Source organism: Streptomyces sp. PH10-H1 (assembly GCF_030063355.1).
Taxonomy (GTDB): Bacteria; Actinomycetota; Actinomycetes; order Streptomycetales; family Streptomycetaceae; genus Actinacidiphila.
On record NZ_JASISZ010000020.1, the window covers coordinates 87,533 to 100,820 of the forward strand.

A 13,288-nucleotide genomic window follows, 5' to 3' on the forward strand; every position below is an offset into this window, starting at 1 on the left:
CCGTGACCCAGTCGCCAGGCCCCCTGGTCGCTATAAGCCACCGGCACCAGCCGCTGTCACCCCAGGAGAAGATCGTGGTTCAGCACGACCAGCCCGCCGTCGCCGTCATCACTCCGACCGGCCTGGACCCGCAACGCCTTCCGTTCCTGGAGGAGCTCTACGACAGCCTGCGGGCCCAGGAGGGCATCTCCCTGGAGTGGATCATTGCCCCCAACGGGCCAAGGGCCGACCCCGACCTCATACCGCGGGCGATCACCAAGGACCGCCGGGTCCGAGTGGTCGCACGCCCCGGGCCCGGCCCAGCATCCGCGCGCAATACGGCCATGAACTACGTACGCGCCCCCCGCGTTGCGTTCATCGACGATGACGACCGGATCCCGCCCCAGAGTTTGGCCGTCCGCAATGAGAGGGCCATCGACACCGGTCTCCGCTGGGTCGCAGGGCTCTCGGCCGATTGGTATCCCGAGTCCGGAGGACTGTCGACCTGGATGTGTCCGACGCCGGTGGGGAGGCACGAGGCCGGTGATGTGTGGACCTACTGGCCCGATCCCCAGGCGAGTAAGCCGCCGTTGGGCCACTGCATGCTGCTGACCGACACGCGGCTCGCTCAGGCAGTTGGGCATGGCGGTCTCAATAAGGGCGAGGACTACAGCTTCCTGATCGGCGTATGTGCGCGTGCCGCCGGCGAGCTGCTCTCCGACGTTGTCTATCATCGAAGGGTGCATTCCGGGCAGTGGACTGCTGCGGAAACGTACCGTGACCAGGTCGAATTCGACGCGCGGGTGCACTCGTGGCTCAAGGGGCGGGCGGAGCGCGAGTTGCGGCTTGAAGCGCCGTATGTAGGTTCCGCGTAACTGCGAGCATTCCAGTTGACCATGCGCACCGGATGGGCATTTCCGGCTCATCATGAGAACTGCTTACGGCCGGCAGTCGGGCCGATCTCGTCGGTTCCACCGGCAGGCCGGAAAACCGGTCGACGACCCGGCCGCAGCCGCAGACGCCCGATGTCAGCGGCCTCCCTTACTGTGGCGGTCTTGGCCGTCAGTGATGACCACCCGACGCTGATGCGAACAGCGCTGGGAGTGTGAGGAGCACGAGTGGGTTTTACGGTTGCAGGCAGCCTCATCGCGCAGGTACCGCCGAACGGCCAGGACCTGGCAGCACTGGACGCCGACGGTTGGGACCAGGCGCTCAAAGACGCCGTCGGATCGGCCTCGTACGACGCGGCACTGGCCCGTGACGCCGTTCGTCGCTGTGAAGCAGGAACGCTGACCGTGCGCGACCTGCGGCTGCTGCTGCTCGGCACGGCGGATGCGGCCGGGTGGGCGCCAGCCCGGCGCGCAGCCTTCGACGTCCTGGCCCGAGACCCGGACAAGGCACGGCAGGTTCTCCTCACGCACACACAGACCGAGGTATGGCCACCCTTGCGCTTCGAGGAGGCGCCCCGTTCACCTGGCGCCGTCACCGAGGACGTCACCCTCGCCGCAGTCATCGGGGCCGCAGGCCACCAGGTCACCGGCCCCGCCCGGCGGGCGCGCACGAGCAGGGACGCCAAGAACGAGGCGTCCTTGGCTCTGCTGGCCCGCCTCGCCGGTGTCCCGCTGGCCGGCGAAGATGCGGCCGACGGGTACCCGATGGAGCGTCTGGCCCTACCGGGCATGCTGTCGGAGGTCTTCGAGCAGCGTCTCAGACGCGCCCTGGAAACAGGGCAGAGCCCCGGGACGGAGCTGGAGGAGGAGGCGCTGCGGCGCGCGCGCACCGGGCGGCTACGCCACCGCGACCTGCACCTGCTGATCCTTTCCGCGCCGGGCGAGGCGTGGACTGCGATGCGCAGCGCGGCACTGGAGCGGGCCGCGGTGATGCCCCCGACCCCGGCCACTCTCCTGCACTGGCACGCCGAACAGCACGGCCACGACAACGGCCTGTCCTTCGTCGAGGAGCCGGACCCGACGCAGGGCCGGACCCGCGTGCGGGCCCTGCTGCAGGCCGACCGAGCATGGAGGGGCCCGCTGCGCGCAGCGTCCTCCCGCAAGACCGCCCGGCACTACGCCGCGGTCTCGCTCCTTGCCCAGGTCGCCGAACTTCCCGAGCCCGCCGTACAGATCGACGACGAACCGGCCCCGACGCGACAGATCACCATTCCCGAGCAGGGCCAGGACCCGGTCAAGCACCTCAACAAGCACCATCAGCGGGAGGCCATCACCCGGCCCGAATCGCAAGTACGCCAGGTCGGCGCGCGCGTGGAATGCACCTACTCCTGCCGGCACACCGCCTCAGCCACCCGGGTCACCGCGACCGGCGCCGGCCCGGACAAGGTCACGGCACGCCGCGCCGCGGCGTTGAAACTGCTGCGCAAGCTCCATTCCCTCGACACCGCGCCCCGCACCGCCCCCGCCGCGGCCGCTGCTCCCCGACGGGAGGCGCCCGCCGCCGCGCCGGCACCGCACGGTCCGCAACACCCCCTCCGGCCGCCCCTGGCGGTGGAAGACCGGTCCGTGCAAGGCCTGCTGCTGGCGGCGCTCGCCGCACACTGCCCGGTGGTGTTCGTGCCCGCCGGTCCCGGCCGGCCGGCCGCCTGGTGGGTGCAGGACACCGGAAGGCAGCACCTGCCGATGACGGGCCTGCCTGACCCGCTCACCGCCGGACACAGCCCGGCCGGCGTTCGCGGCTGGTGGGCGCCCTTCCCAGAAGGGCTGCACGTCCTGCGCCGGTCGCACACCGACCCGAACCCCACCGCGGTGTTCTGGCACCGGGCGCTGCACATCGCCCTGCAGCTCATCCACGCCCAACTGCTCTACCCGGCCTTGGGCGACAACGACCAGGCGACCTGGCGCGTCGGGCCGCTGCCTGCGCCCGCCCGCGACGCGCTGGCCGCCCTCGCCGCAGCCGCGCCCCCCGGCGCGGTACCCGCCGGCGTCCCCGCCGAGCTGCTGCTCACCGCGTGCTGCGACGCCCTGGCCGAGACCCTCGTGCGCACCCCGGCTGCCGCCGTGCTCGCCGCCGGCCCTTGGACCACGCCCGCCGCAGGGCCGGTCACCGCCGCGGCGTTGGCCGAGGTGCGCCCGTGGCTGGACCGGGTGGAGGACCTGGCCGACGCCGGGCCGCCACCCCTGCTGATTCTGCGCGTGCAGCACCCCAGCGACGATCAGGCCGCAGCCGGCCAGCTCACCGCCGACCTGCACCTGGCGCCCGCCACCAGCAGCCCCGACACCGATGACGAGGTCCCCGCCGAGCAGGTGTGGTCGGGAGCCTCCCGCCTGGGCGGCGAGGACGCCCGCGCGGTGCGGCCGCGGGTCGGCCGCGTCCTGCGCCGCGTCGGGCGGCGGTACCCGGCGCTGTCCTTGCTGCAGGACCACCCGCACCGCTTCACTCTCGACGCCGAAGCCCTCGAGACGCTGTTGGAACAGGAGAGGGAACTGGCCGAGGCGGGCTTGCGGGTCGTGTGGCCGCAGCAGCTGAGGACCGCGCTGCAGGCGGCCGCGGTCATCGGCACCGACACCGGCCCGGGCGTCCGGACCGGCGCGGGGGAGCGCCCGCGGTTCAGCGTCACCGCACTCCTTGACTTCCGCTGGCAGGTTGCGCTGCAGGGCGAGGAGTTGAGCGAGCAGGAGATGAACGCGCTCGCGGAGGCCGCGCGGCCCCTCGTCCGGGTGCGCGGCCAATGGGTGCTGGCCGACCCCCTTGTGCGGCGCCGCGCCCGACACCGCCTCCTGGGGCAACTGCCGGGGACGCAGGCGCTGACCGCAGCCCTGACCGGCACCCTCACCGTTGCCGACGACATCGTTCCCTGCCGGCCGGCCGGGGCGCTCGCCGAGATGATGGCCGTCCTCACCCACGGCGAGCACCACCCCGATGCGGTGCCCGCCCCCGAAGGACTGGCCGCCACCCTGCGCGGCTACCAGGAACGCGCCTTGACCTGGCTCGCCCACACCACGGCCCTGGGATTCGGAGCCGTCCTCGCCGACGACATGGGCCTGGGCAAGACCCTCACCGCCCTGGCCTTCACCCTGCACCACCAGCAGTACACCACCGGCCCGACGCTGGTGATCTGCCCGGCGTCCCTGGTGACCAACTGGCGCCGCGAGACCCACCGCTTCGCACCCCACCTGCCGGTCGTCGACTACCACGGACCCGCACGCACCCTGAACTCCGTCACCGACACCACGGTGGTGATCACCACCTACGGTGTCCTGCGCCGCGACCAGGCCCTGCTCGCCGGCCGGCACTGGTCGCTGGTCGTCGCGGACGAAGCCCAGCACGCGAAGAACTCCACGTCCGCGACCGCCCGGCAGCTTCGCGCGCTGCCCTCCACCACCCGCCTGGCGTTGACCGGCACCCCGGTGGAGAACAATCTCTCCGAACTGTGGGCCCTGCTGGACTGGGCCAATCCTGACCTCTTCGGCACCCTGCGCGCCTTCCGCGCCCGGTGGGCGAACGCCGCCGAGAAGGACCCCAACGGCGCCCAGGCCGCCGACCTGAACCGCATGATCAGCCCCTTCCTGCTGCGGCGCCGCAAATCCGACCCCGGCATCGCCCCCGAGCTCCCCGCGAAGATCAACCAACGGCGCGTCGTCCAGCTGACGACCGAGCAGACCGCCCTCTACGAGGCCGTCGTCCGCGAAACCCTCCAACAGGTGCAATCCCACACCGGCATCGCCCGCAACGGCCTGGTCTTCAAGCTCCTCACCGCTTTGAAGCAGATCACCAACCACCCCGCCCACTACCTGCGCGAGCAGCCGCCGGCCGCGCCCACCCACGGGGACACCGCACAATTCGTAGCCCGCTCGGCCAAAGCCTCGGCTCTGATCGACCTGCTGGCCACGATCCGGCTCCGCAACGAAGCCACCCTGATCTTCACCAGCTACGTCACCATGGGCCGCCTGCTCACCGCCCATCTCAGCGCCCTGGGCCACACCCCGGTCTTCCTGCACGGCGCCACCCCCCTCGCCGAGCGGCAGCGCATGGTCGACGGATTCCAAGCCGGCCACCACCCAGTGATGATCCTGTCCCTCAAAGCGGGCGGCACCGGGCTGAACCTCACCCGCGCCGCCCACGTCATCCACTACGACCGCAGCTGGAACGCCGCCGTAGAGGACCAGGCCACCGACCGCGCCCACCGCATCGGCCAGCACCAGGTCGTCACCGTGCACCGCCTGATCACCGAACACACCGTTGAGGACCGCATCGACGAGCTCCTCACCCACAAGCGAACCCTGGCCGACGCCGTCCTGACCGGCGGCGAGCAAGTCCTCGCGCAGCTCACCGACCGCGAACTCGCCGACCTCGTGCGCCTGGGAGGCAACCGATGAGCGTGCAGCACACCACCGCCGGATGGGGCCGCGCCCTGACCCACGTCCTGACCGAGGCCGCCGGCGACGCCACGATCCTGGAAGCCGGACACCACCTGCTGGCCACCAACACCGCCGGACCGCTCAACATCAACCAGGGCTTCGCCACCACCAAATTCCCCCTGACCGACGGGCGCGTCGCCCGGCCCCGGCTCCTGGCCACCGAGCTCACCGCCCAGCAGTGGGACCACATCGAGGACGCCATCGCCAAGCGCCCCGACGCCACCCAACTGGCCGGGACCGCTCTGATCAGCGACCAGCTGACCGACCCCGCTCGCACCGCCGGCATCCCCCTCGTCCCCACCCCGCAAGACCTCTCCTTCACCTGCACCTGCCTGCCCGACACCGCGTCCCCGTGTGCACACTCCATCGCCCTCGGACTCCTCCTCGCCCACCGGCTCCGCACCGCGCCCGCCCCACTGTTCACCCTGCGCGGCCGCCCCCATCAGCACCTGAAGACCCGGCTGCGCACCACGACCACTCCGGCCGGCCACCCGGACGCAGATGTCCCGGCCCGAGTCCTGGCACCTGACGTCGCGGTACCCCCGCAGCGAGAGACTTCCCCGCCGGCAGCCGACTCGCTCCCGGCCCACGCCGCCCGTCCAGCCTCGCCGATCCCGGATCCGGTCGACCTCGACCTCGCCGGCCTGCGGCTGGTACCGACCAGCCGGCTCGCACCGGCGCCGCCGCCGCTGCCGGACGGTGAGACGCTGCAGGCGTTGGTCGCGGACGCCGCGCACCGTGCCGGTTTGCTCCTGGACGGGGACGAGCCGCCGGCGTGTCCCGACACCGGCAGCGACCTCGCCCGCTTCGTTGCCCTCCCACACGGCGCCCCCTTCCGCCAGGCCGCGATGGAGCACCTCGGGCTGGGCATTGTCGCCATGGGCCACCTCCAGCTCGCCCACACCTACGGCGGCCCCGGTGGCGCCGCCGCCTACCTCGAACCCTTCACCGTCGATCGCGACGTCCTGGCCCACGCGCAAGCAGCCATCCAACCCCTGCGCCCCGCGCCCCTGGCCACGGTCGTCTGCGCGGACAACCACCTCACCGACGAGGCCGCAGGCATCCAACTGCGCTACGGCCCCGACGGCAACTGGCACCCCTACCGCGCCCCGTACGGCAACTGGCAGCCCGTTCCCGGCTCCAACGCCGACCCCGCCCAGGCCTACCGCGCCGCACGACGCGCCGCCCGCACCGAACGCCGCACGGCGTAGCAGCGCCATACGACGCCTGCCGGTACGATTTCCTCAGATTCGGCTCTTGGTTAGAGCCGGTGGCACCGACCGCTCACTGCCAAGAGCGGCGGTGCACAGCTGCCGCCGGGTTGGTCCCCGGTGCCAGCGCCGTCCGCGCGTGTGGCAGCACGCAGGACACACCTCGGCGCCAAACCGAGGTCGGTCGGCCCGCCCGGTTGCCGCCGACGCGGGCCGACCACACCGCACCGTAGCTCGACGCTGACGAATCCAGGATCCTGCAAGGTACGGGCGTCTCGACGGCCCGGATCACGTCACACCTCAGGAATAGGAGAACACCACGAAGACTCATCTTCCCGGGGCATTGGAGCACGCTGGCCCTGTCCCGGCCATGAGCCCCTCAGCCCGCGCCCTGGCGCAGGAACTCCAGCGCATCGGCCGCCGCGACGGTGTCCGTACACCTTTCGCGTCGTACCACCCGCGGCCGCAAGGGCAGTGCCGGACACTCGGCGAGCTTGAGGAGATTGCCGGCCAGTAGTAGCCCCGCCACCGTCCCGGCGGCGGGCTCCGCGCCGCTACTCCCAGACGATTTGGCTGGCCGGAGTGCAGGTCCGCAGACTGCGAGGCCGGCTCCGCTGGAGAGGAGAGCGACCGTGACCGGTGATAGAGATCTTTGAAATCACGGATCCCCATCAACGCCCAGCCCCCAGGTCGCCATCATCACCCCCACGACACGGGACCTGGCCCGCCGGCCCTATCTCCTCGACCTCCGATCCGCGCAGGGACCGGGGGCAGGCTGTCAAGCTGGTGGCATCGGCTGACAGAGGGAATTCCACCTGTTCCAGCGGGAGCATCAACCAAGGAGGAGCGGGTCCTGACTATCGTCTGACATTCGGCCCCACCTCCGGCACCCGGGATGGACATGAACAAGCGTCAGCTCGTCCAGGCGGTTGCCGTCAAACTCGGCGGCCCTGAGCATGCCGCTCTCGCTGTCGACGCGGTACTCGACGTGATCGTTCGCACCGTGGTCGCCGGAGACCGCGTTTCAGTAACCGGATTCGGCTCCTTCGAGAAAGTAGAGCGACCAGCTCGCTACGCCCGGAATCCGCAGACGGGCGAACGGGTACGGGTCAAGAAGACCGCAGTGCCTCGCTTTCGCGCAGGCCAGGGCTTCAAGGATCTGGTCAGCGGCGCGAAGAAACTGCCGCGGGATGGCAGCCCGGCTGTCCGGAAGGCTCCGAAGGGCGGGTTGGTCGACCCTCCACCCTCGCAGGGCGGCGGGGGTACGGGACCAAGAGCGGGAGTCGCAGGCAAGAAGGCGATGGCGAAGCCATCCGCGAAGAAGGCTGTCCCAGCGAAGAAGGCCGCATCATCCAAGAGTGCCGTTGCCAGCATGGCCGGGAAGATGGACAAAGCAGCTGCGAAGAAGGCCACCCCGGCGAAGAAAGCTCGGCGCGCCAGTGATGGAGCGAGGTAGTCGTGCTGGTCAGAGACGCACGTGATGCCTACTACACCTCAAGTGGCACGAGCAGCGCGGCAGTCCGACAGTTGGGGTTGGCGGGGATCGCCGTAGTCTGGATTCTGGCCGGTGGCCTGCAGAAGTCCGGGATCAACCTGACTAAGATGCTCCTCACCGCAGGCATGCTGATTGTCATCGGACTCTTCCTTGATTTCGCGCAGTACCTTTGGACCACTGCTCGCCTTGCAATGTGGGTGCGCCGTAGTGAGAAACGCTTGAGAGCAATAGTGGCGGACCCGACGGCCAACGTCGACAATGCGGAGATCGGGAACGCGCCCAAGTCTGTGCTCCCATTCATGTGGGGGTTCTTCTTCTCGAAGGCGGCGGCGATTGCTGCTGCGTACATCCTGCTTCTCATCCAGCTCTGGGATCGGCTCATCATCTCCTGAGCGCCCCCGGTGCTGAGCACCTCCTGGAGGAGTCAGCGTTGAGCCGCGACGTCCAGGTGGACCCGAAGGGGCGGTTATTGCCGCAAGACGGTTTCCAACGCGTCCTGACGGACCAAGGTCAGTACCAGTACTCCGGCGGTAAGAGATAACAAAGAGGCCGTCAGCTCTATAAATGCGGTCGCACTGGTGTGAATTGAGTACTAAGCTCGTGAAGGTGAGCCCCGGAAAACAGTCACTGCACCCCCCTGCACACTGTCCGGGGCACTGCCGGGGGGCCTGCTCTCGTCGGATCCACGAGGCCCAGCAGGCACCTCACCCCGTGGGACCGTGCCCACCCCGGTCCTGCACGAGGAAGGCCCCCGCAACGGGGCCTTCTTCATATCTGCCCGCCGCTGCCACGGAGGCGCTCCTGCTGATGCGGCGCCCCCAACAGGTCTGACGCTTCCCAGCGACGGCCAGCGGACGCCGGCCCCGCCGAGCAGGACCTCCTCCGCGCAGAGCGTGGCATCCAGATACGCCAGGGATATCGTCTGGCTCTCTTCAAGACGTGCTCAGATCACCGGCGGCCGCCCCAGTTTGGCCATGCGCCACACCGTCCGCCAACGGATCGGTCGCCGCGGGGGCAGGGGACGCGGACGCCTTCGAAGAAGCCGGCCCACCACGACCGGAGTCCTCGTAGCGGGGGCCGCTGCGCCACGGTGTATGCCGCCCATGTTGCGAGGTAAACGGGTACCAGGACGGCGGGCAGGTGGCGTTTGGCCAGCCATACGCGGTTGCGGCCGGTGTGGTGGTAGTAGACGGCGTGTCCACCGACAAGCGGTGGCTCGTCATCATCTGCGCAGACCATGGCGAAGCTTTCGGCGAGGACGGCTACCACGGGCGCGGAATCGCCCACCCCACGGTGATGAACGTGCCGTTCGCCGCCATGCTCGCCTAGCACTCACTACGCTCGAACCATGGACGCATCCCTCCCCCGTGAGCCGCGCGACGCCTCCGTGGTCGTGGCCCGCGATGAGCGAGACCAGGTCGCCCTGCTCACGTCCCGATTCCCTCGACACGGAGGCGAATTTCTCTTTCTCCCCGGTGGGAAGATGGAGCCAGGGGAGACCCCCGAGCAGTGCGGGCACCGGGAATTGTGCGAGGAATCCGGCATCACCGCAGAGTCGTTGCGCCCCCTCGGTTCGTACGCGATCACCCTGGGATTTACCGCACGCGTCCACCTCTACCTTGCTCAGCAACTGACCCTAGGACCCCAGCAGTTGCAGCCATCCGAAGCCGACTTCAAGCTCATGTGGTGGCCAATGCGCGACGCGATCACCGCCGCCACCGAAGGGCGGTTCCTCCTTCAGGGCGGCCCACTCGCGCTGCTCCTCGCCGACCGGCTCTAAGCCGGCTCGCCGCGCGGCGTTCCCCCGCCAGGTGGGCCAGCAGACCAACCAGGTGGTCTGCCGGCCGCCTGGTGGGGGACGATGAAGTGTCTGCTGGGGAGGAGAGTCATGCCGTTGACCGCGCACATGCTGGGGCATGGGTCGCTGGACGCAACGCTGGAAGATCTGGGCCGTGAACTGGCGTGGGAAACGGTCTACCGGACCCGGCCTCGAGCCCTGCTGACGTGCACCGACTGCGGCGGGGCCATGCACGCCAAGATATCGAATAGGGGCGCCCGATTCTTCGCGCACGACCGGCGCCCCGCCCACTGCGCGGCCGTCGGCGAGAGCGCGGAACACCTGCTGCTGAAAACGCAGTTGGCCCAAGCAGCACGCGCCGCCGGCTTCCGTGCGGACCTGGAGGTGACCGCCGACCACCGCGGGTGGCGTGCGGACGTCCTGGTCGTCGCCCCCGACGGGCGGCGCACCGCGCTGGAAGCCCAGGTCTCTTCGGCGCCCTTCGACGAGATCCTGGAACGCACCAGCCGCTACCGCGACGACGGCATCGAGACGGTGTGGTTCACACCTTTGTCCGCGCGCTGGCTCGGCCACGTCCCCAGCGTGCCCCTGCAGCATCCCGCCACCCCCAGCACGCCCTGGAAGCTGACCCGCCCCGCGGTGCGCCGGTTCCGCGCCGACCCCTGCACCTGCGACCCGCGCCCACCCTGGCACAACAGCGTCCACGCAGGCTGGACCCACCCCACCCCCTACAACCTCGATGCCATCGTTGCCAGGATCCTGGACGGCCGCCTCGTCCCGGTGCCCACCACCGTGCCGCTGGCCGGCCCGCCCTACGACGGCTGGGCCACCCCGAAAGACATCGAAGCGGCCGCACGCCACCCCGATTCCGGTGAAGGGTTCGAACTGCCGTATGTTCCCCCCGTCGGCGCTGCCTGGTACCAGATGTGGCCGCCCGAGGAACAGCACCGGCTACTGAACGCCGCCATCACGTGGATTCTGAACACCACCGGCAAGAAGGCCACACCCCGGCCACGGTGGACAGCGACCTGGCTTGCCGGCGGACTCGGCCTGTCCCGCACGATCGGCAACTCCTGGGACATCACCTCGGCCGCGCTGATCCGCCCCGACCCAGGCCGGATCGACTGGCTCCAGATCGGTGACCTCCCCGTCATCGTCGGCTCCGCCGAAGAACGCCGCTCCCTGGAGACGTCCGCGCCCACCGACGCCCACATCATCGTGCTGTCCGGACCGTCCGCCACCGGGCGGTGACGAGGAATCCCGCTGCAGGGCCACAGGGGAGGGCAGACCAGGGGCCGGGAGGAGAATGCGGCCGACAGTTCGTTGACTCCGAGTGCGGCCGTCGAGCGGGTAAGTGCGGGCCCGTTCGAGCCCGGGGAATTGATGGGCAGGCAAAGGCTGAAGGTGCCGAGCGTTCCCTGACGGGTTGACGGACTGTTTCGGCCCGGGGCGCCCGGCTGTGCAACATCTCACAGGGACATTGGGCTCAGAGGCAGCCGCCGCGTCCTCGGTGCCAGCGGCATCGCGCTCGGAGTCGGCCGGGGGGTGGGATGCCGGCCCGGTCCCTCCGAGCCGGCTCTCTGCGGTACTCCAACGTTCTGCTGGTAGGTCAGCTCGGCTGCATCGCGGCGTAGTTGTCCACGGGCGCGAGCCGGCGCTGACGCGTGGAAGCGGTCGCAGGACGCCACCGAGAAGGACTCCTGGCCTGCGCGTTGGAGGTCAAGCTGCGGGACTCTACCCAGCCCCTCTGACAACCGGATCCCTCATCAGCATTGGGCCAGCCGGCCCGCTTTGCGTCCAGCGGGTGCGGCTTGTTTGTATGACGCTCATTCACCGCCCTGAGCTGCACTGATGCCACTTCGGGGGTCCTTGGAGGAGGAAGGAACATCGTGTCGCAACCATTCCGGGTTGACCGTGACCCTTGCATCCCGGTCCGCGTCCGCACCGGCCTGACCGCTCACGAGGCCAAGGAATTGGCCGACCTGCTTCCCGGTGCAGCGGATGGTGCAACAGTTCTGGTCGGCCTTCGCCCCCTGCTCTCAGCCGCGCATCTCCTGGCGGACCTTGACGTGCCCCAACCGCCAGTCGAGGCAATGTGGCGCCGTGTCCTGGCCGTGCTCGCCCTGCGCATCGGAGCCCTCGACACCCCGCACGGCGAGAACTGGCTCGATACCCGCGAGGACCTCATCCGTGACGGCCGGTTCGACGCGACCCGGATCGCTGAATACTTCGACCCCGCACCGCAGCGGTGGCGCCTGTACGGCGGGCCCCGCCCGTTTCTCCAGGACCCGCGGCTTACCGAGGAGGGAGGCGACCTCGCACCCCCTGGCCGGCTGGTGATGACCCGCGCCTCCGGCGCCAATGCCCTGTGGACGGACTCCACCCCCCAAGACGTTCCCGTCGACGCTCCCGACTCGGCCGCCTGGCTGCTGGCCTGGCTCGGCTACGGCCCCTCCGGCACCGCCGGCACACGCCGCCGCGGCGGTCGCAGCAGCCACATCGTGAAGGCCGGCCCCCACCGCGCCGTCATCTCCTACTTCCCCCACCACCCCGACAACCTGTTCACCACCCTCGTCCTGTCCGTCCCCGCACCCAGTACTTGGCCCACCAACCCCGGCCCGGACGCCGCACCCTGGGAGAGCGAGGCCCTGCCCGACCCCCTGGCACCGCAGCCACCCGCCGGCCCCGCCTCCCTGATTTCCGCACGCGCCGCCCACGCCGTCCTGCTCACCGCAGACGACACCGGCCGCACCGTGGGATGCCGGATCACCTGGGGCGCCACCACGGACCTGCCGCCGGCCACCGACCCGTACGTCATCGAGCGCGACACCGGCGGCCCGGTACGCGCCAGCCGAAGCCGCGCGGTATGGCGCGACCTGGACGCCCTGCTCCTGCACGAGCGGCCCGGCGACAAGAACACCCTGCGCCGCCCCACCGTCTTCGACCACCTCGCCGAACTCGAACCCGACCTCCTCGCCCAGCTCGGCGTCCGCGCCCTGGGCTGGGACCAAGAACGCCGCGACCTCGACCGCGCCTGGTACAGCGCTACCACCCCGCCCGTGCTGCGCCACCTCGCCGAAGCCGACCCCGACGGCGCGGCCGCGATCGCCGCCGCCCACCGCAGCGCCCAGGCCTGCGCCGGGCAGCTGCGCCGCGCCCTGACCGCGGCCTGGCGCGGCGCCAACCCGCTGCGCCACCAGGACGACCAGCACGGTTTTGTCGACCAGGGCACCGCGCGGTACTGGGAGAGCGCCGAGGGCGAGTTCTGGACCACCGTCGCCGCCCCCGCAACACCCCCGGCCTTCCAGCCCCTGGCCACCTCCTGCTTCGACGCGGCCACCACGGCGCTCAAGTCCACGGCCCGGGGCCGCCGGGCCGCAGCCGAGGCGCGCGCCCACCACACCCCCCCACCCCCCCAAGCCACCCGTCCCCC

The 13,288-nt window shown here is 70.5% G+C and carries 9 protein-coding genes and 1 pseudogene; 9 read left to right on the forward strand and 1 reads right to left on the reverse strand.

Annotated features, from left to right (window positions below):
• The first annotated feature begins 2 nt into the window (after positions 1-2).
• The 5 genes from QMK24_RS15180 (at position 3) to QMK24_RS15200 (ending at position 8,449) form a co-directional block, all read left to right on the forward strand.
• On the forward strand, positions 3-854 hold the full coding sequence (locus QMK24_RS15180; RefSeq protein WP_283466402.1) for a glycosyltransferase family 2 protein: 852 nt from the start codon (positions 3-5) through the stop codon (positions 852-854).
• 243 nt (positions 855-1,097) lie between these two features.
• On the forward strand, positions 1,098-5,309 hold the full coding sequence (locus tag QMK24_RS15185; protein WP_283466403.1) for a DEAD/DEAH box helicase: 4,212 nt from the start codon (positions 1,098-1,100) through the stop codon (positions 5,307-5,309).
• The gene (locus QMK24_RS15190) at positions 5,306-6,562 is read left to right on the forward strand and encodes a hypothetical protein (protein ID WP_283466404.1); all 1,257 of its coding nucleotides are present in this window, start codon (positions 5,306-5,308) and stop codon (positions 6,560-6,562) included. The genes QMK24_RS15185 and QMK24_RS15190 overlap by 4 nt, the downstream gene beginning before the upstream one ends.
• A gap of 901 nt (positions 6,563-7,463) precedes the next feature.
• The gene (locus QMK24_RS15195) at positions 7,464-8,018 is read left to right on the forward strand and encodes an HU family DNA-binding protein (RefSeq protein ID WP_502962592.1); all 555 of its coding nucleotides are present in this window, start codon (positions 7,464-7,466) and stop codon (positions 8,016-8,018) included.
• A gap of 2 nt (positions 8,019-8,020) precedes the next feature.
• Positions 8,021-8,449 carry a hypothetical protein gene (locus QMK24_RS15200; RefSeq protein ID WP_283466405.1) on the forward strand — a complete coding sequence of 143 codons (429 nt, stop codon included), beginning with the start codon at positions 8,021-8,023 and terminating at the stop codon, positions 8,447-8,449.
• A gap of 551 nt (positions 8,450-9,000) precedes the next feature.
• On the opposite strand, the pseudogene QMK24_RS15205 reads toward QMK24_RS15200, so the two are convergent.
• Positions 9,001-9,254, reverse strand: a pseudogene (locus QMK24_RS15205) (glycosyltransferase family 2 protein); the annotation flags it as partial.
• On the opposite strand from QMK24_RS15205, the gene QMK24_RS15210 reads away from it, so the two are divergent.
• From QMK24_RS15210 to casA, 4 genes are all read left to right on the forward strand, one after another.
• Positions 9,252-9,386 carry a hypothetical protein gene (locus QMK24_RS15210; protein ID WP_283466412.1) on the forward strand — a complete coding sequence of 45 codons (135 nt, stop codon included), beginning with the start codon at positions 9,252-9,254 and terminating at the stop codon, positions 9,384-9,386. The pseudogene QMK24_RS15205 and the gene QMK24_RS15210 overlap by 3 nt on opposite strands.
• A 19-nt stretch (positions 9,387-9,405) precedes the next feature.
• Positions 9,406-9,837 carry an NUDIX hydrolase gene (locus QMK24_RS15215; RefSeq protein WP_283466406.1) on the forward strand — a complete coding sequence of 144 codons (432 nt, stop codon included), beginning with the start codon at positions 9,406-9,408 and terminating at the stop codon, positions 9,835-9,837.
• A 108-nt stretch (positions 9,838-9,945) separates the two neighbouring features.
• The gene (locus QMK24_RS15220; RefSeq protein ID WP_283466407.1) at positions 9,946-11,106 is read left to right on the forward strand and encodes a competence protein CoiA; all 1,161 of its coding nucleotides are present in this window, start codon (positions 9,946-9,948) and stop codon (positions 11,104-11,106) included.
• A gap of 638 nt (positions 11,107-11,744) precedes the next feature.
• Positions 11,745-13,288 (forward strand): type I-E CRISPR-associated protein Cse1/CasA (gene casA, locus QMK24_RS15225; protein WP_283466408.1); only part of this gene is annotated, 1,544 nt, incomplete at its 3' end.

Bases quoted from the DNA above. Each gene is read 5' to 3' on its own strand.
- QMK24_RS15195 (WP_502962592.1), top strand. From the start codon at position 7,464: ATGAACAAGCGTCAGCTCGTCCAGGCGGTTGCCGTCAAACTCGGCGGC.
- QMK24_RS15215 (WP_283466406.1), top strand. From the start codon at position 9,406: ATGGACGCATCCCTCCCCCGTGAGCCGCGCGACGCCTCCGTGGTCGTG.
- QMK24_RS15190 (WP_283466404.1), top strand. From the start codon at position 5,306: ATGAGCGTGCAGCACACCACCGCCGGATGGGGCCGCGCCCTGACCCAC.
- QMK24_RS15220 (WP_283466407.1), top strand. From the start codon at position 9,946: ATGCCGTTGACCGCGCACATGCTGGGGCATGGGTCGCTGGACGCAACG.